15 protein-coding genes are annotated in these 17,377 nt (G+C 39.5%); 6 read left to right on the top strand and 9 right to left on the bottom strand.

Annotated features, from left to right (window positions below):
• Positions 1-49: 49 nt before the first annotated feature.
• Genes EHQ62_RS12510 through EHQ62_RS12500 form a run of 3 tightly spaced genes read left to right on the top strand, consistent with a single transcriptional unit; the run spans position 50 to position 3,267 of the window.
• A complete protein-coding gene (locus EHQ62_RS12510) occupies positions 50-1,198 on the top strand; it encodes a nitrilase-related carbon-nitrogen hydrolase (RefSeq protein ID WP_135643241.1) in 1,149 nt (382 codons plus the stop codon).
• Positions 1,182-1,709 carry a hypothetical protein gene (locus EHQ62_RS12505; protein WP_135643240.1) on the top strand — a complete coding sequence of 176 codons (528 nt, stop codon included), beginning with the start codon at positions 1,182-1,184 and terminating at the stop codon, positions 1,707-1,709. Before EHQ62_RS12510 ends, EHQ62_RS12505 begins: the two co-directional genes overlap by 17 nt.
• 1 nt (position 1,710) lies before the next feature.
• Positions 1,711-3,267: an FAD-dependent oxidoreductase gene (locus EHQ62_RS12500; RefSeq protein WP_135643239.1), complete on the top strand. Its 1,557-nt coding sequence runs from the start codon at positions 1,711-1,713 to the stop codon at positions 3,265-3,267.
• Here the strand turns inward: EHQ62_RS12500 and rlmD are convergent.
• Positions 3,260-4,459 (bottom strand): 23S rRNA (uracil(1939)-C(5))-methyltransferase RlmD, encoded by a 1,200-nt coding sequence (gene rlmD, locus EHQ62_RS12495; RefSeq protein WP_135643238.1) that lies wholly within the window; start codon positions 4,457-4,459, stop codon positions 3,260-3,262. The genes EHQ62_RS12500 and rlmD overlap by 8 nt on opposite strands.
• The gene (locus tag EHQ62_RS12490; protein WP_135643237.1) at positions 4,456-5,529 is read right to left on the bottom strand and encodes a quinone-dependent dihydroorotate dehydrogenase; all 1,074 of its coding nucleotides are present in this window, start codon (positions 5,527-5,529) and stop codon (positions 4,456-4,458) included. The genes rlmD and EHQ62_RS12490 overlap by 4 nt, the downstream gene beginning before the upstream one ends.
• 100 nt (positions 5,530-5,629) lie before the next feature.
• Here EHQ62_RS12490 and EHQ62_RS12485 point away from each other — a divergent pair, with 100 nt between their 5' ends.
• Together EHQ62_RS12485 and EHQ62_RS12480 are read left to right on the top strand one after the other, a co-directional pair.
• A complete protein-coding gene (locus tag EHQ62_RS12485; RefSeq protein WP_135643236.1) occupies positions 5,630-7,246 on the top strand; it encodes a sensor histidine kinase in 1,617 nt (538 codons plus the stop codon).
• The gene (locus EHQ62_RS12480; protein ID WP_135643235.1) at positions 7,243-8,172 is read left to right on the top strand and encodes a response regulator; all 930 of its coding nucleotides are present in this window, start codon (positions 7,243-7,245) and stop codon (positions 8,170-8,172) included. Before EHQ62_RS12485 ends, EHQ62_RS12480 begins: the two co-directional genes overlap by 4 nt.
• Before the next feature lie 2 nt (positions 8,173-8,174).
• Here EHQ62_RS12480 and EHQ62_RS12475 read toward each other — a convergent pair whose 3' ends face one another.
• Genes EHQ62_RS12475 through EHQ62_RS12460 form a run of 4 tightly spaced genes read right to left on the bottom strand, consistent with a single transcriptional unit; the run spans position 8,175 to position 12,019 of the window.
• The gene (locus EHQ62_RS12475) at positions 8,175-8,816 is read right to left on the bottom strand and encodes an HAD family hydrolase (protein WP_135643234.1); all 642 of its coding nucleotides are present in this window, start codon (positions 8,814-8,816) and stop codon (positions 8,175-8,177) included.
• Positions 8,806-9,525: an RluA family pseudouridine synthase gene (locus tag EHQ62_RS12470; protein ID WP_135643233.1), complete on the bottom strand. Its 720-nt coding sequence runs from the start codon at positions 9,523-9,525 to the stop codon at positions 8,806-8,808. The genes EHQ62_RS12475 and EHQ62_RS12470 overlap by 11 nt, the downstream gene beginning before the upstream one ends.
• On the bottom strand, positions 9,522-10,697 hold the full coding sequence (locus EHQ62_RS12465) for an ankyrin repeat domain-containing protein (RefSeq protein WP_135643231.1): 1,176 nt from the start codon (positions 10,695-10,697) through the stop codon (positions 9,522-9,524). Before EHQ62_RS12465 ends, EHQ62_RS12470 begins: the two co-directional genes overlap by 4 nt.
• Positions 10,691-12,019, bottom strand: a complete 1,329-nt coding sequence (locus tag EHQ62_RS12460) for a hypothetical protein (protein WP_135643229.1) — start codon at positions 12,017-12,019, stop codon at positions 10,691-10,693. The genes EHQ62_RS12465 and EHQ62_RS12460 overlap by 7 nt, the downstream gene beginning before the upstream one ends.
• A 145-nt stretch (positions 12,020-12,164) precedes the next feature.
• Between EHQ62_RS12460 and EHQ62_RS12455 the strand changes: the two genes are divergently transcribed.
• On the top strand, positions 12,165-13,370 hold the full coding sequence (locus tag EHQ62_RS12455) for an EAL domain-containing protein (protein WP_135643227.1): 1,206 nt from the start codon (positions 12,165-12,167) through the stop codon (positions 13,368-13,370).
• A gap of 44 nt (positions 13,371-13,414) precedes the next feature.
• Here EHQ62_RS12455 and EHQ62_RS12450 read toward each other — a convergent pair whose 3' ends face one another.
• Genes EHQ62_RS12450 through EHQ62_RS12440 form a run of 3 tightly spaced genes read right to left on the bottom strand, consistent with a single transcriptional unit; the run spans position 13,415 to position 17,377 of the window.
• Positions 13,415-14,614 carry an MFS transporter gene (locus EHQ62_RS12450; RefSeq protein ID WP_135643226.1) on the bottom strand — a complete coding sequence of 400 codons (1,200 nt, stop codon included), beginning with the start codon at positions 14,612-14,614 and terminating at the stop codon, positions 13,415-13,417.
• Positions 14,611-16,422 carry a Vgb family protein gene (locus tag EHQ62_RS12445; protein ID WP_208720692.1) on the bottom strand — a complete coding sequence of 604 codons (1,812 nt, stop codon included), beginning with the start codon at positions 16,420-16,422 and terminating at the stop codon, positions 14,611-14,613. The genes EHQ62_RS12450 and EHQ62_RS12445 overlap by 4 nt, the downstream gene beginning before the upstream one ends.
• Complete coding sequence (locus tag EHQ62_RS12440; protein ID WP_135643224.1) at positions 16,403-17,377, bottom strand: NAD-dependent epimerase/dehydratase family protein; 975 nt, start codon at positions 17,375-17,377, stop codon at positions 16,403-16,405. Before EHQ62_RS12440 ends, EHQ62_RS12445 begins: the two co-directional genes overlap by 20 nt.

Below are 17,377 nucleotides of genomic sequence, written 5' to 3'. Positions count from 1 at the left end.
AACACAATTAAATATTGTCTGAAACGAAGTTGTGTAGTAGATTTGGTGGATGCGTTTTTTTGTCTCTTTTTCTGTTTTTCTAAGCCTAACGATTTTGACACTCCAATGCAAAAAACAACCCCTAGATCACACGGCTCTTTTGGTGAAACTTCCGAAACCAAATCTCTACCTGCAAAGTGAAGGGAAAGGAAAACGAGGCACAGTCATTGGGATCGAACCCTATCTGAACAAATACAGTTACGCCACAGAAGAAAGTTTTTATACAAGTGTAAGAGAATACTTCCAAAAGGCAAAAGAAAACGAAAACATCTTTGTCGACCGAACCATCATTGTTTTACCCGAATACATCGGCACATGGCTTGTGGTAACAACGGAAGACAAATCCATTTTTGAAAAAGAAACCATCACTGAAGCCATGGAAGAATTGGTGAAACAAAACATTGGTTCCTTCCTTTGGCATTATGTGTTTAGCCCCTCTTATTCTACTGATCACCTAAAAGAAACTCTCTTTCGGATGAAGGCTTGGCAAATGACCGATCGTTACCAGACGATTTTTTCACGTCTTGCTCGTGAATACCGAGTGGCAATTGTCGCAGGCTCAATTGTTTTGCCCCATCCCAAAGTGGTGGAAGGAAAGATCACACCAACCGATGGACCCCTTGAAAATGTGAGTTTTTATTTTCATCCTGATGGTCGTGTGGATGAACAAATTGTTCGTAAACTTTTTCCCATTGCAGAAGAAAAACAATTTTTAAGTGAAGGGAAGTTAGATGAAAATCCTGTCTTCAGAACACCACTTGGGAAATTGTACACAATGGTATGTGCTGATTCTTGGTTTCCGGAAGTTTACAAAGAGCTAACACAATCAGAGGCTGAATTATTGGCCGTCCCTTCTTTTGTCGCACCAAAAGAAGTTTGGTCGGAAAAATGGAATGGTTACAATGGTTATGCGAATCCAAAAGATGTGAATCCCAAAGACATTGGAACGATCACAGAAAAGTTGGCGTGGAAAAAATATGCAATGCTTGGACGTCTCAAAATCCCAAATGTTAAATTGGGCATGAATGTATTTTTTCGCGGAGAGATTTGGGATATGACCGCTTCAGGTGATGCCTTTTTACAATATTTGGGAAAACCATTGAACAATTTGGTAAAAGAAGAAAAGGTCCAAGGAAGGTTGTATGTATTCTATCTCTAGAAAGTCTTTTCTCGCACTCTTATTATTTTGCGCTGGAATCAAATCCAAAATCAAATATTTTTATTTTAGTGATTCAGAAATCAAAACGGTTACTAAATTTTCGGAAGTAGTGTTACCCATCGAAGAACCAGGGATGCCTAACTTAGAAGAAGCAAGTGTTATGCGAAGATTGGATGAGGAATTGTATTTTGTGGCTGATGAGATCCAAGAAGATTTCCATTCCGCAGTCATGGTTTTGGAATACCTACCTTTCTTTTATGGGAAATTTCGGTGTTTTTCCAATTTGGAGAAAGCTGAAAGGATTCAATTTTTGGAATCGATTTCAGAAACGGAATCAGATACCGTGCGGGCGGTTGTGGGCAATCTAAAACTTTTGGTGTTTCTCGTTTACTATGGCCATAAGTCCACTTGGGATTCGATTTCCTACCCAGGTCCTTTTGCCAATCCTCCAGAAAAATGGAGTGAAGCCCGCCTCCATTACCAACACTTACGAAAAGGGGATTCGGTATAAGATGAAAAAAACAGGGATCTATCGGGATTATAAAAGTTACGAACCGGGGGAAGTGATCCAAGTTGATGTTGTTGTGATTGGGTCCGGTTGTGGTGGGGCAACGATGGCCTATGAACTATCAAAGAAGGGATTTAAGGTCGCATTACTCGAACAAGGTGGGAATTACCATACTGGTACTTTTGATAATCATGAATTGAATATGGCAGGAAAAGTTTCTGCGGAAAGGAATTTCCATACAACGAGTGATGGTGGGATCAATCTTGTGTATGGAAATAATTTAGGTGGGGCATCAGTCCACTACTGGGCTGATAGTTATAGAACACCTGAAGACCGACTCCTTTTGTGGAATCGAAAGTATGGGATCGAACACCATCTTCCTGAAGAACTAAATCCCTATTGGAATGAATTGGAAACTGACTTACATGTATCTCCTGCCACAGAAGAATACTTCAATCCTATGAATCGATTGTTTCGGAACGCATCAAAGCGATTGGGTTGGGAAGGGCATGCCGTACCACAAGCCAGGAAAAATTGCCAAAAGTCAGGCCACTGCATGCAAGGTTGCCTTTTTGGTGCCAAACAGTCCCAACTCATCACTCATATCCCAAGTGCCGTTCGATTGGGAACCGATGTGTACACGGATTTGCGAGCGGAACGATTGGAAATCCTGGGAAACCAAGTAAAGGGACTTGTTGCAGTTGCCATCGACAGAAGAACCTTAAGACCAACCCAAACCAAACTTCGGTTTTTATCGAAAGCGGTTTGTGTTTCGGCAGGAGGGTTTGGGAGTAGTAAGTTTCTGTTAAAGAATGGTTTAAAAAAAAGATTACCTGCCCTCGGTGAATTTTTAGCAATCAATCCTTCTCCCATGGTACACGCGTTATATGAAGAGCCGATTGTCCAGTGGCGGAATATCCCTGCGGCCTATGGTGTGGAGGGTTTCCGTTTGGCAAAATTCCAAAATGGATCCTACAAAGAAGGTGGCTACATGCTCATGCCAAACCAATTGCAACCAGCAACCCTTGCCGCTTTGTTGCCAAGTTTTGGCAAAGACCATTTCCATTATATGAAACAATTGGAGCATCTAGGTGGGACCATCGGTTGGATTGATGATGTGGAAGGAGAACTTGGTTCGATACAAGTGGACTTTTTTGGAAAAACGAAAGTAAACTATCCCTTTGGGAAAACCACCAAACAGATATTCAGCGATCTTACTTACAAACAGATGAAACTTAATTTTGAAGCGGGTGCCAAAGAGGTATTCCTTGCTGGGATGAAACTTAGAAAATTTTCGAAGTTACCTAAAAAAGAGGAAATTGATTCTCTGGCTTGGAGGCCAGCAGAATTTCCAATGGCAGCCCCACACCCAGCGGGAGGTTGCCGGATGGGAAAATCATCGGAACACTCTGTGGTCAATTCCAAACACCAAGTCCACGGATTTCAAAATCTGTTTGTGGCCGATTCCTCTGTGTTTCCCACGGGAGTGAGTGTGGATCCCAGTTTTACCATTATGGCATTTAGCAAAAAGGCATCCGAATTTGTAGCAGACGTTATGTGAGATTTTTGTTCCGAAAAACGGCAACGGTTTCCACATGGTCAGTTCTTGGAAACATATCAACGGGTTGTAAGGAATTTAAAAAATACTGTTTTGTGAGTAATATGGAATCTTCCCTGAGACTCAATGGATCACAAGATACATAAACTATTTTTTTGAAACCCATACCAAGGATGGATTCGATCACATCTTGGCCGAGGCCAGTTCTTGGAGGGTCGAGGACGATGGTGTCGTAATTTTTTCCAAAAAGGGTTGGTAATACTTCTGCAACTCTGCCTTTTCGAAACCGAACATTATGTACTTTGTTGTATTTTAAAGATTCGAGTGCTGTTCTGTGAGAATTTGGATTTTCTTCGATTCCAAGAACTTCTTTCGATTGGTTTGCGATCCAAAACGAAATTGTTCCGATTCCAGAATAGGCATCAATCACCCGCGAATCCTTCTCGATTTCATCTAATACCAAATTGTACAAACTAGGTGTTTGGATGGGGTTTACTTGTAAAAAAGTGGAAAGTCCTACACGGAACTTATGTTTTCCAAAATGTTCGTGGATGTACGGCCTACCCCATAACAGATGTTCTTCGCGTCCAAGTGCCATGGTGGTGTGTTTGGTATTGATGTTGTGAATGATACCTACTAGTTTTCCAAACTTACCTGTTTTCCCAATTCGATTTTGGATGGCAGTGTGAAGTCTTTTGGATGCATCCTTTGCATGGGGAAGGTCTTCTTTGGCGGTAACAATTCCTAAAATGATTTCCCCTGTGGAAATTGATTTTCTTGCCACAAGGTATTTCATCATCCCACGTTTGGATTTTTCGTTATAAGGTAACAAACCTTCTCGCCTAGCCCATTGTTTGACGGCAAGTGCCACTTCTGTGAGCCCTGGGTCTTGGATTTGGCATTCTGTTTGGTCGAGCACAAAGGATGCTTCTTTATTAAAAAGTCCAAGTGTGAGTAAGGTTTTGTTTCCTACATTACGACGGCCAAAGGGAAGTTGGATTTTGTGACGGTAGTACTCAGGGGAAGGACTGGGAACAATGGTTTTAAATTCTACGTGGCGGTATGTTTTAAACAGTTCTTTGATGTTTTGTTCTTTTTTACGAAGTTCTTTTGTGTAATCGATATCCAGGTAATTGCAACCACCACAAGTTCCAAAATGAGTACAAATTGAATTGTTAGGTTTTGTTGTCGTCATATGCGATTTCCTAAACCAACTAGTTGGCTGATATTTTGGTATCCTCGGTCTTTCACCGCTTTGTCTAGGTAAGAACAAATTTGGTAAGGCAAAAAGGGACCTTCATAGATATAACCAGTATAAATTTGGATGAGGTTGGCACCGGCTTCCATCATCTGAAGTGCTTTTTCTCCTGTGTCGATCCCACCAACGCCAATGATTGGAATTTTTCCCTGTAAGGTTTTATAAGCTAGGGAAACAAAACGAAGTGATTTTTCGAATAGTGGTCCACCAGACAATCCACCTTCTGGAGGATTGTCTTCACCTAGGCTTTGTTTGTCGAGTGTGGTATTCGTGAGGATCACTCCACTAATTTTGTAATCCAAACATACTTTGAGATTTTCAATGAGTTCTTCTTCCGTTAAGTCGGGAGCAAATTTTAAATACAGTGGAATAGGAAATGAGTTTTGGAATTCCTTTTGGATGCCTTGGATGAGATCGATCAAACTTTGTTTGGATTGTAAAGAACGTAAACCTGGCGTGTTGGGTGAACTGATGTTGATCACCGCATAATCCCCATAAGGGATCAGTTTTTTTAATGTATAAACATAATCACTCACTGCATCTTCCAAAGCCGTGACTTTGGACTTTCCAGCATTGATCCCTCGTACTCCCAACTTTTGTTGGTTCTTTAAATTGATTTCGGTTTGGTCTGCGCCTGGATTATTGAAACCCATTCGATTCACGAGTGCTTTGGCATTTGGAAAACGGAAGAGCCTTGGTTTTTCATTCCCTGGTTGTGCTTTGGCTGTGATGGTTCCTACTTCGATAAACCCAAAACCCATATGGATCATGGTAGGAAAGAGTTCCGTTGTTTTATCGAAACCAGCTGCAAGTCCCACTGGATTAGGAAATCGAATGCCATGGATGGTTTGTTCCAATCGGCTGGAAGGATACTGAAAGATGGCAGAGAGTGTTTTATGGAAAAAGGGAATTTTTTTGGATAAAGAAAGAAAGGTAGCGACTAAATGGTGTGCTGATTCAGGGTCTAAATGGAATAATATGGGTTTGATCAGGTGATGGTAAAACAAGGGAAAAATCCTTACGTTGATTCTTTTTTCCCTACGATTTCTTACAATTTCTTTCCGAAAAAGACAATGTTTCCTAGATTCTTCCTTAGGACAATAATGGATGCCCTCTAATTCTCCCATATCACGTATTTGGCAAAACCCGTCCGCTTTCCCACATGAAGAGGTGCTCCGGGAATTAGAAAATTTACTCCGATCCAATCCAGACTTTTGGCTGAAAATCAACCGTGAAGGGATCATCGTTGATTATAAAACATCACGTTTTGTAAACATTGGGGAGAAACCAGAACTCCTACTTGGGCAACACATCAGCGTCGGCCTTCCACCGTATTTGAGAGAAATTACTTCCGAAGCACTCGCATACCTTACTGAGAAAAAAAGTTTAGTATTCTGGAAAGAGTACTCTTATGGAGAGGAACCAAACATTCGTCATGTGGAAGTTCGGTTTGTTGTACTTTACGATGGTTATATCATGTCCAACCATCGTGATATCACGGAACGAAAACGTTTGGAGAACGCTTTTTTAGAAAGTGAATCCAGGTTTCTTTCCATGGCACAAAATGCAGCTGATTCCATTGTGATCATCAATGACGAAGGGATCATTCAGTTTTTTAATAAAACCGCAGAAAATACATTTGGTTACAAACAAGAAGAAGTCATTGGAAAAAATGTAACCATCATCATTCCTCCAGAGTACAAAGATAAACATGACGGATTTTTGCGACGTTATAAAGAAACTGGAGAATCTCATATCATTGGAGTGGGAAGGGAAGTATTCGCACAACGGAAGTCAGGTGAAATTTTCCCCTGTGAACTTTCTGTTGGAGAGTTTAAGGCAAAAACGGGTAAAATGTTTACTGGAATTCTCAGAGACATTAGCCAACGGAAACTCCAAGAGGAAGAACTTTACCAATATAGAAACCATTTAGAAGACTTGGTAGAAAGCCAAACCATGGACTTAAAGATGTCCAAAAATATTGCTGAAGAAGCATCTTATATGAAATCTCTTTTTCTTGCGAATATTTCTCATGAGTTAAAAACACCCATCCATGCCATTTTAAGTTATGCAGAACTTGGCGCGGAAAAGTCAGCAAGTGTGACTCCAGAAAAAATTAAGGAATACTTTCAAATCATTGATTCTTCGGGCAAACGACTGCTTTCTCTTTTGGAAAACTTACTCGATATTGCCAAACTTGAATCAGGAAAGATGCGGTATTTGTTCGAAAAGAACTGTTTAAAAGAAACAACCAAGTTTGTGATCAATGAAATGCGAGCGATTTTGGAAAAAAGAGGAATCACAGTTGTTTTACTTGATAAGGAAGAACGTTGGGAAGCGGAATTTGATTATGAGCGTATCCAACAAGTGATCAGAAATATCATCTCCAATGCATTAAAATTCATTCCAAATGATACTAATATAGAGATCAGTTTGATAAAAAGAGAATTTATTCCTAGAAAATCTCAGTCCTATGTCAGAGGGATTGGCATACAGATTCGAGATTTTGGTCCAGGAATCCCACCTGAGGATCTTGATAAAATCTTTGAAAAGTTCATCCAATCGAAACAAGTGAAAGCAGGAACAAAAGGAACAGGACTGGGTTTGTCGATTTCAAGAGAAATTGTAAATGATCATAATGGACTTTTGTATGCAGAAAATCATGAAGATAAGGGAGCAGTTTTTACAATGTTAATACCATGTTCTCGTGAAGGAATCCGATGATCAATTTACTTGCCGTTGATGATGAAATGATCAATTTGATGATCATCGAAGAATCTTTGTCAGACAAGGGATTTACAGTTGTCAAAGCGAAAGATGGAGAGGAAGCGTTTCAAATTTTAAATTCGGGTTCGATGTTATTTCATGCAATCATATTGGATCGATTGATGCCAAAGATGGATGGGATCGAACTTTTAAAAAAAATCAAACGTTCTGAAAAGTATAGAGATATTCCAGTCATCTTCCAAACAGCAATGAGTTCTATCACAGATATGACGGAAGGACTTGATGCTGGTGCCTTTTATTATCTAACCAAACCTTATTCCCGTGCACTTCTCGTTCGGATTGTCCAAACGGCAGTGGAACATTTTATCAAATTACAAAGGGCCAAAGAAGACCTACACAAAGGAATGGGAGCTCTCCGCCATATGATCACAGGTGAATTTCGGATCCGTTCGATCCGTGAATCACATGAACTGGCACCCTTACTGGCCAATGCATGCCCTGATCCGGAACGTGTGTTAACTGGGATTATGGAAATTCTAAACAATGCGATTGAACATGGAAATTTAGGAATTTCATACCAAGAAAAATCCGAACTCCATGACAACGATAAGCTGATGGAAGAAATCTTCCGAAGACTTGATACACCTGAATACAAAGACAAATTTGTAAAGGTTAGTTTTGAACGAAATGAGGAACGGATAGAAATTCGTATCAGTGACCAAGGAAAGGGTTTTGATTGGAAACGGTATTTGTCAATTGAAGCCATGACCAAAAATGCTTTCAAAACACATGGCCGTGGAATCTTTATGGCGAAAAAATTATCCTTTGATGACCTAACTTATATTGATGAAGGAAGGACTGCAATCATACGGATTGACCTAACAAGTAAAACCAGTAATTTGCTCACTGATTTTCAGGAATAAAATTATAAAGTAAACACAAGTGGATCGGTAAAATCAGAAATGATTTGGTTCACATGGGGTTTTAATTCGTCTATTGTGTGTGAGGTGGCAACTCCCATAATGGAACAACCTGCTGCTTTTCCTGAAAGCAACCCAGCGATAGAGTCTTCAAACACCACACAATCCTTTGGATCTAAGCCCAAACCCTTTGCACATAGTGTATACACTTCTGGATTCGGTTTGCCATGTTTGACCATGGAACCATCGATGATTACATCAAAATAAGATCGTATGCCTAAATTGTCTAAAGTGAAATTAACATTCATCGTGGGGGCAGATGTTCCAAGTGCAATTTTCACTTGGTTTGACTTTAAATGTTGGAAGAAAGTTAGAATCCCATGATGGGGTTTCATTTCCTTACCATATAAGTTTTGGTACAAATTTTCTTTTTCTGCACCATAGTTTTGAATCTCTTCTGCACTGACATTCCCGAAGATCATTTGGAACAAATCTGCATTTGTTTTTCCATTATAAGTATCTCGATAGATTTGTGCATTGAGAGGGAATTTGTATTTTTTTGCGAACTCCATCCATGCTTGGAAATGGAATTTGTGGTTGTCGACAACCACACCATCCATATCAAAAATAAAACCTTTATGTTGCATTTTCTATCCTTTCTATTTCATAACCACCGACAAGGCCTGTCATAAAATTGGGAATTTTGGTCGTAAAAGAGAATATTTGTTTCTGAAAAGGGTGAGTTAACGTGATAGAAAGGGAATGGAGTGCCATACGAGGATAGGATTTAGTTTGGTTGCCATACTTCGTATCACCAACGATGGGGTGGCCTTTTTCTGCAAAATGCACTCGGATTTGATTTTTGCGACCTGTGATCAGATCAATTTCCAATAGAGAATATGAATTGGATTCTTTTAACACTTTGTATTTTGTTTCGGAGTATTTTCCTTCTTTTGGATCCTCTACGGAATAGACACGGTGGGCTTTTGATTCCGTGAGATAGGATTTGATGGTACCTTGTTTTACTTTCCAATGCCCGTGAGTGACAGCAACGTAAGTTTTTTTGGTGTTTTCCCAATTTTCTTGTAACGTTTGTTTTGCGATTTCCGTTTTGGCAAATACAAGGATGCCTGAAGTATCTCTGTCCAACCTATGAACAATGAAGATACGATGTTTGGACCTTTCACTTCCCTTTTTCACATAATCCATCAGAGAAGCATAGGCAGTTTTTGATTTTTCTGATTCTGTAGCGATGGTCAAAAGGCCTGCTGGTTTATCCACAACAAGCAAATCTCGGTCTTCAAAAATGATCTGTAAACCTTTTGGTAAAAACCGAGTGTTTGTTTTTTGTTTCATTCTTTCAATAGGAGTTTTAAAACTTTGGGATTGTTTTGCCGTTCTGCAAATTCAATCGCTGTTTTGCCCCATTTATCTTTTTTTTGCGGATCGGCTCCTGCGTCTAGTAGTAGTTGGATGAGTTCGTATTTTTCATTTAAGATGGCGCTGTGTAGTTTTGTGGAACCGTATTTGTCTAGTCCATCGATATCCTTTTCGATGGTTAAGAGGATTTTGGTGGCTTGCCAATTTTCATTGATGATTGCTTGATCGAGTGCTGTGACTCCTTTGTTATTTTTGATACTGGAATCCACATTTTGTTGGGAAAGGATTGTGAGTATTTCTAAAGAATTACCGATCACGCTGAGGTGTAAAGCAGTAGAACCCTCAAAATTTTTGTGGTTCACATTTGCTTTTGCATCCAGTAACATTTGGAATAACTTTGGTTTTTCTAGGTGGTCATTGCCCATATTGATCATGGCAAGAAGCGCTGTGTTTCCTTCCGAAGTTTCTAACTCCAAATTGGCACCGCGACGGATCAATTCTTCCACCAAAACAAAATTTCTAGAGAAAATCGAATTCATTAATGCTGTGACTCCAAATTTTGTTTGTGCATTGGTGTTTGCGCCTGCATCGAGTAATGCTTTGGTATGATCGATGAATTTAAATTCGGAAGATGCTAAAGTGATGAGTGGAGTTTCTGTGAACGAATCTTTCGTTTCTAAATTGGCGCCTTTTGTTAAAAATAAGGCGAACAAAGAAGGATCAAATTTCCGAACTTTTGTCATAAAATAATGGAAATGGGTGCGGTTGTAGTTTTTTTCGCCTAACGCATAATTTGGGTCAACACCTTGCTCTAATAATAACCGAATGATCTCGTTTTTACTAAAACTGATGGCAATTGCGAGTGGGGTATTTCCATCCTTCATGGGAACATTCAAACTTGCTCCCTTCGCAATTAAAAACTTTGTTAGATCTACATTTCCCAGTTCTGCCGCATAATGGAGGAGTGTATACCCATCTTCACTTCGTTTTGTATTGACATCGAATCCTTTGTTTACTTTTTCTTTGATGGTTTTGGGATCACGCATCTGGGAAAGATTGAGATCATTCGCATCCATTCGGTTTGTTTGCAGTAATAAAAAAAGAATTAGGTTTGTGATCGTAATGATACGAATGGATGGGATTACCATGGAGAGGACCCTCCTTGTGGGCGAAGGATGACAATTTGATTGCCAGTGGAAAGACCTAAAACTTCTTTTTGTTTTGGATGGACTGCGAGCAAATTGGGGTGTATATAACTTTCATCATCGTTTGAAACAAATAAGAGTTCACCTAATTTGGTATCGACGATGTACACCTTCCCTGTGGAGTAGAGTCCACCGATGATCAATATTTGATTGGAAGGTGCATAGATTTCGCCCGCGTCAAAGAATGAAGACCGCAACATTTCTTTTTTTGTGGTTAAATTGTATCCATACAATTGGATGAACCCTGTTTCCACTCCTGCTGAACAAAACAAATGGTTACCATCTGGAGTGATGGCAACAGATCGAATCGTTTGACGGTCTTTTGTTTCTATATCTTCCGAATCACTTCGAGGTATATATACAATTGGACCTGCTGGTTTTTCTTCTACGATTTCAATACTCATATTTTGATTCATGACAGATGGAGTGATTTCATGGATTCTGCCATGTGCATTTCCATAAAGAATGGAATTACGTTTTTGAATGTATTGGAAAGGTAATTGGAGGTGGGCAATTTCAAACCCAGCCGGTTGTGTCCAATCAGCACTGTTCGGATCTGCTGTTAATTGAAAGTCATTCAATTTATTTCCTGTTGCTGTATCATAGATCATAAACCTTCTATCATAAAAATTGGGACCTTCCATATTATGTTTATAGGATACTAAAATCTTTTTTCCATTTTCGATGAATTTTGCATTGTCGATGGTGAGGATCCAGTTGGGTGAAAGACCTGCTTCTTCCCTGTTTGTTTTACTTTCATCACCAGGGTAGCGATAGTCGATGTCAGCGGTCACAGAATAAAAAAGTGAGTTTTCCGCTGGAAAGGATTTCGTAATACTTCCGTTAGCTGATGATCGAATCACTAGATACCGTTCGGAAGACTGAGAATTAGGATCTGTTTGTCCAAAACTTAAAAAGAATTGTCCATCTGGCGAAACATCAAAAATTTTTGGACCATCAAATTCTTTTTGGTACTGCATTTTTGCTTCTATTTTCCAAATCAAACTGCCATCCACCAAACTGATCCGATAGAGATAAAAATCAGTTGTTCCAATGAGAGCGGATTTGCCATCACTGTGGTAACGGATGCTAAAAATATTTTGCCCATCAATGGAAGGAGTGATGCGAGTTTGGATTTGCCAAGAGAGATTGGGGTTTGTGACGGATGCCCCTTCGTTTTGGACCTTCGGGAAAATGGCCACCGATTGGGAATGAACCGACATGATGGGAAATAAGAATAAAACAAAGAGGAGGGGGTATCTCATGCGCGAGAGTCTAAGGGATGGGAAAAAGAGGTCAAGACTTCCGTGGAATTGCGAATTTCAATCGGATATGTCCTTTTTACTCGAACGAAATGTTTAATTTATTGAATTTATTTCTGTTAAAACAGATAAGGAAAAAGAGGATCCGATGGTAAGCGCTTTGGAAGTGACCAAACAAAAACAATATGTCCCCTTACTCCAGCCCATCTTTTCTGTGGAAGAACAGAATGTGGTGGCGTACGAATCCCTAGGTCGTGTCCGGGATGGGAGTGGGCAATTGGCACTGGTTCCCGAATTTTCTGAACCGAATGTGACTCCACTCCGGATGTCAGTGATCGATCGAGAGTTACTTAGTATCTCCTTAGAAAAAATCAAAAACACGAATGACCAACTCTTTGTCAATATGTCTCCCGACCAGGTGATTTTAGAATATGAAGAATGTAAGGGGAATGTCCTTCCCATCACGGAAATTGTCAAACACCACGGGGTATCATTAAATCGAATTGTCATCGAGATCACAGAAAAATCTGGTAGTTTTGGAACGGATGTACTCGCAGCAGGTGTTGAACTTCTCAAAGAACAAGGATTTGGGATTGCATTAGATGACGTTGGATCGGAATCATCCAACTTAGAAAGGTTAGGTGCAATTAAACCTGATATCATCAAAATTGATTTGAATCTTCTAAAAAAATCCATCGAAAAACGAGAATACCAATCGATCCTTGAATACCTAAAACAAATTTCGTTAAGCATTGGCTCTCAATTATTATTTGAAGGGATTGAATCAGAAGAAGAGTTATACCAAGCCGTGAATTCTGGTGCAAGTTTACTGCAAGGTTATTATTTGGGAAGGCCAGCTGAATACAATGAAGAGAAACAAAGTATTTGTGATGTAGTTGTCCCTCGTTTGCAAATTTATCATGAGAATAAACGTAAGGAAGTCGCAAAGGAAATTGAATTTGAAAAATTAATCAAAACGAAATTAATGTCTTTGCAATTAAAAACAATTAAATTGGACAATCGTGTGATCATTGATCCACAAAGTTTTTTTAAATTAGATCCAATGATACAAAGGGTATATGTAACCGATTGGCAAGGGACACAAGTTTCACCTTATTATGAGAGAACGAGTGATTCTGGATTTATTGAAAATATGTCATTTTTACAGAAAAACTGGTCGTATATGCCATTTTTTTATAAACACGTGAAACAAGTGTTTCGCGATTCTGAGTCTTGGCAAGTCAGTGACCCGTATTGGGATAAAACTTTAAAAAAGAAAGTGATCGTATACTCACGAGTGAATGAGATGGGTTATTCATTTTTCGTAGATTTAGTTCTGGATGAATCCAAGTGAATGTGTGTTCGGTTTTGCAGAACAAATGTACCAACAATGGTAATCTATACATGATAATTTCTTAATGTTTGTAATCTGATTGTGGTGATGATCACAATCAGAGTTAAGATCACTCCTGCAGAAAGAACTGCTGTTGCAATGGATACCTTAACAAGGATGAGACCCGACAATAAACCAGCAAAAGCAGGGACCACTTGGCTTGTGATGGTATACAAACTCATTAACCTTCCTCGATACTCAGGACTCACTTCTGATTGCAAGATTGCTACGAGCAAACTGATACTAGCTCCTGCTCCAAAACCACTCACAAGTAATAAGGCAATGGAAATCCATAAATAATGACTGAGTCCAATTCCAAGAAGACCAAGACCACAAACCAATCCAGAAGTGAGAATCAATTTTCCATATCCAAAATGTTTTGCCAATTTTAAGGAAGTGCCTCCCCCAAGGAGGAGTGCCAATGCAAGTGCCCCTAAAAAGAAACCACGCTCTAACTCACCTAACTGAAGAACTCCTTTTGCATACCTAGGCATCATCACTTGTACAGGTCCCATAGAACAATAAATCACAATTGAAAAAAGTAATGTTTGTTTTAATAGTTCATGGTTTTTGGCGTAGGATACACCTCGTAAGATTCGATCCCAAGCGGAAGAAGATTTTCCCTGACCTTCTGTTTTGATTCCAACCAATAATCCCATTGCGATTAAAAATAAGATCACACCTGTTATATGAACAAATTTCCATGAACCAATGCTCCTGCAAAACGCCAAAATAGGAGGTGCTGATCCGAAACCTAACATCACCAATACGTTAAAAATGACAGCCATCTTTTTCTGTTTTTCACCTGCCAATCTTCCGAGTAAGGACATTCTTGCTGGTGCAAGGATTGACCATCCTACGCCCACAAAAAAAGCACCTAACAAAAAGAGTGTTACAGATGGAGCACCAACCATCTGTGATGATAGATTGAGTAATCCAAGGGCAATTAAAAAGGAACTATGCGCCAGTTGTGCTAGAATTTGAGGAGAATGGGAATCACACCAAGCTCCTGCAAACCAACCAAGAAAAAGAGGAACTCCAAAACACAACCCAAATCCAATACCAGCCAATGCATCTTGGTTCCAGACATCTTGTGCATATAAAATCACACTATAGTTTGTGAGATGGCCTGCTAAAAATCCTAGAAAGGAAGCGGATAAAAATCGAAACATGTGCCCTTGGTGGTAAACATTGCTTTGGTTCATTTTGATTGTGTAACCTCCATTAAAGTTGGTTGCCCATCTTCAATATGCCAACTTGGAAATGCTCCATTAGAAGAATAGGCCTTTCCATCTGCTGAAAATTCGATATCACGAGTGAAGGTAACCTTACGACTCATTGGATACACTTTCCAAGTTTCGGTTTTGATATCCATCACCATTAGGTTGTCAGACGAAGTTCCAGTCACCCATACGAGATTGGATTTTCGGTCTACATTGAGAGAGTATGGTGTTTCCACTCCATCAACGGCAGTGGGAAGGGGATAAAGTTTGAATTTTCCATCTTCCGGTGTGTACTTAGCAATGGAGCCTTCTGGAAACACAGAAATCCAAACATGGTTGTCACGATCCACACGTAACCTACGTGGCCCTTGGAAAGGAGTCGAAATCAATTGAAACGAATCATCTTTGGGATCGATTTTACCTATGGTATCTGCATGGAGTCTTGTAAACCAAACAGTTCCATTCGGAGCCACATCGATCCCGTATGGAAGAGGCATACCACTGACACGTTCATCCACGGGCAATAAATGCATTGGGAAACCCCAATTCATAAGTTTGATAATGAATCCACTGATCCATAAACTAAAACTTTCTTTTTTGGTCCTAGCTGGTAAATCATAGGTATGGAAACTTTGATCTTTACGATTGAACATACCCACTTGATTCGAAAGTGCTAATGTAAACCAAACACGATCTTCTTCATCTATACGAATTGTGTGAGGGTACAAACCATCATTGAACAAATGGTCTTTAAATTTTTTTGTTTTTGGATCAAATTCTGTGATTCGTTTTTGTAAGGAAGGAGTGATGAAAATATTCCCATCAACCGGTGATTCGGCAAGAGAATGCAAACCAACATAGGTTTCATGTTTTTGGAACGAACGTAACCTTCCTGGAAGGAGTCCGCCCAATTCATCTTCAGGTTGTTTGGGAACCTTATAGACAACCGTTTTACCAGTGTTAGGGTTAATTTCCCATAAACGATCTTGGATGTTATCTCCTACATAAACGAATCCAGTTTTTTTATGGTACAATAGATCATGCATCTGGGAAAAACTATCTCCCATCGGCCATTCCCGAATGATCGCTCCATACAATTCTTTTCCCCAGGCTCTCCCAGGTTTCACTCGTTCTGGGTGTTTTAATAAATCGAAATATGCATTCGATAAAATACCAGGAAGTTTTTTTTTGGCTTTCCCATGAGGTCTTGCACCATAACCCATCATTCGATTGATGATCTCTTCCCAATCCCCTTCCGAAAAAGCACGTCTCATAAAAAAACTACCTTGTTGGTGGCAAAAACCACATTGTTCTAAATAGGTTTTTTTAAGATCTTTCTCTTCACCAAAATCAAGAGCTGCGACCCAACTATTCGATGGGTATTGGCCTACCAAATAACCTAAATCGGTCACTTTTTCCATCCGAAAGGAAACAGAACTCAAATTTGAATAGGGCCTTACATTGATATCCTTATACCCAATTTTACGAAGTCGAATGGTCACCTGTGGAGCATATGGAAATGAAATATTTACTTTTCCATTTGGGTTTGTGAACATCGTCACTTCTGGTGTGATAAAAAATTCTAATCCTTCTGGTGGATACCCATGGTCATCACGTGGTGGGACTTGTGGTTTTTCTGCTTTGATTGTCACCATCACCAGATCTAAACTTTTTCCCTCGCTGTCTTTGACATCGACTTGTATGGCAGATAACGAAGTATAGGTGAAAAAGAAACAAAGAATCAATACGATTTGAAGAATAACTCTAAGCTTAAAACGATTCGATTTCATCATAGGGAACTCCTTTGGCATTTAAATAAGCAATGAACGTTTCTTTGGAAGTGTACTTGGGAATGTATCCGAATACAGATTTGAGTTGTTTGTTGGAAAGAACAGGCCGGTATCGCAAAAAATCAATTTGATCGGGACCATACTGTGTGAGTCGGAATCGTCTTAAGATCCAAAGGATCGACTGTAATAAAAAAGCTGGTATGGGTAGGTAAGGTTTCCGAATCATACGACTGATTTCTTTTAAACTAAGTGCACCATCCCCCGCCAAATTAAAGATTCCTTCTTTTTTCTCTGCAATCCCTTTTGCGATGATCCCAATGACATCTTCATCCCAAATGAAAACAAATGGACTTTTATGCCCAAGGATCCCCATCACAAATGGTTTTTGGAACATATCAGTGATTAGGTTATTCACATTTTTCCCCAATATGGTTCCCGGGCGTAATACCAATTGTTTGAGATCCGGAGAATTGGTTCGGTATTCATTTAGAATCTCTTCTACTTCTCGTTTGTGTTTGGAATATACAAATGCAGAATGGCCACGGATCGGATCTGTTTCTTCGATCCATTCTTTGTTTTCTTTATGATAACCGTATGCGGCCCCAGAGCTTGTAATGATGACTTGTTCCGTTTTTGCATAGACTGCACCATCTAACACATTCTTTGTTCCGTGGACATCAATTTTCCATTGTGTTTCTTCACTCATCCCTGGTGGTGGATTCAGAATGGATGCTAAATGAACAATCGAATTTGGTTGCCAAGTTTGGATCAAATCAATCACAGCATTTCGATCACTGATCTCTAAAAGTTGGAATTCTAAATTTGGAAAATTTTGGAATCCTAACATTGGTTTGATATCTGTTGCCAAAAGTTTCCAATTAGGATAGGTTTGTAACAAATGTTGGATTAAGGTAGAGCCAATGTAACCTGCTCCACCTGTGATGAGCACTTTCAA

The sequence above is a fragment of the Leptospira jelokensis genome (assembly GCF_004769635.1).
Lineage (GTDB): Bacteria > Spirochaetota > Leptospiria > Leptospirales > Leptospiraceae > Leptospira_A > Leptospira_A jelokensis.
The sequence above is the reverse complement of the archived record's forward strand: the minus strand, read 5'-3'. Positions and strand labels throughout refer to the sequence as shown.

Bases quoted from the DNA above. Each gene is read 5' to 3' on its own strand.
- EHQ62_RS12505 (WP_135643240.1), top strand. From the start codon at position 1,182: ATGTATTCTATCTCTAGAAAGTCTTTTCTCGCACTCTTATTATTTTGC.
- EHQ62_RS12480 (WP_135643235.1), top strand. From the start codon at position 7,243: ATGATCAATTTACTTGCCGTTGATGATGAAATGATCAATTTGATGATC.
- EHQ62_RS12500 (WP_135643239.1), top strand. From the start codon at position 1,711: ATGAAAAAAACAGGGATCTATCGGGATTATAAAAGTTACGAACCGGGG.
- EHQ62_RS12470 (WP_135643233.1), bottom strand. From the start codon at position 9,525: ATGAAACAAAAAACAAACACTCGGTTTTTACCAAAAGGTTTACAGATC.
- EHQ62_RS12485 (WP_135643236.1), top strand. From the start codon at position 5,630: ATGCCCTCTAATTCTCCCATATCACGTATTTGGCAAAACCCGTCCGCT.
- EHQ62_RS12445 (WP_208720692.1), bottom strand. From the start codon at position 16,422: ATGAAATCGAATCGTTTTAAGCTTAGAGTTATTCTTCAAATCGTATTG.
- rlmD (WP_135643238.1), bottom strand. From the start codon at position 4,459: ATGACGACAACAAAACCTAACAATTCAATTTGTACTCATTTTGGAACT.
- EHQ62_RS12450 (WP_135643226.1), bottom strand. From the start codon at position 14,614: ATGAACCAAAGCAATGTTTACCACCAAGGGCACATGTTTCGATTTTTA.
- EHQ62_RS12455 (WP_135643227.1), top strand. From the start codon at position 12,165: ATGGTAAGCGCTTTGGAAGTGACCAAACAAAAACAATATGTCCCCTTA.
- EHQ62_RS12475 (WP_135643234.1), bottom strand. From the start codon at position 8,816: ATGCAACATAAAGGTTTTATTTTTGATATGGATGGTGTGGTTGTCGAC.
- EHQ62_RS12510 (WP_135643241.1), top strand. From the start codon at position 50: ATGCGTTTTTTTGTCTCTTTTTCTGTTTTTCTAAGCCTAACGATTTTG.
- EHQ62_RS12465 (WP_135643231.1), bottom strand. From the start codon at position 10,697: ATGGTAATCCCATCCATTCGTATCATTACGATCACAAACCTAATTCTT.
- EHQ62_RS12460 (WP_135643229.1), bottom strand. From the start codon at position 12,019: ATGAGATACCCCCTCCTCTTTGTTTTATTCTTATTTCCCATCATGTCG.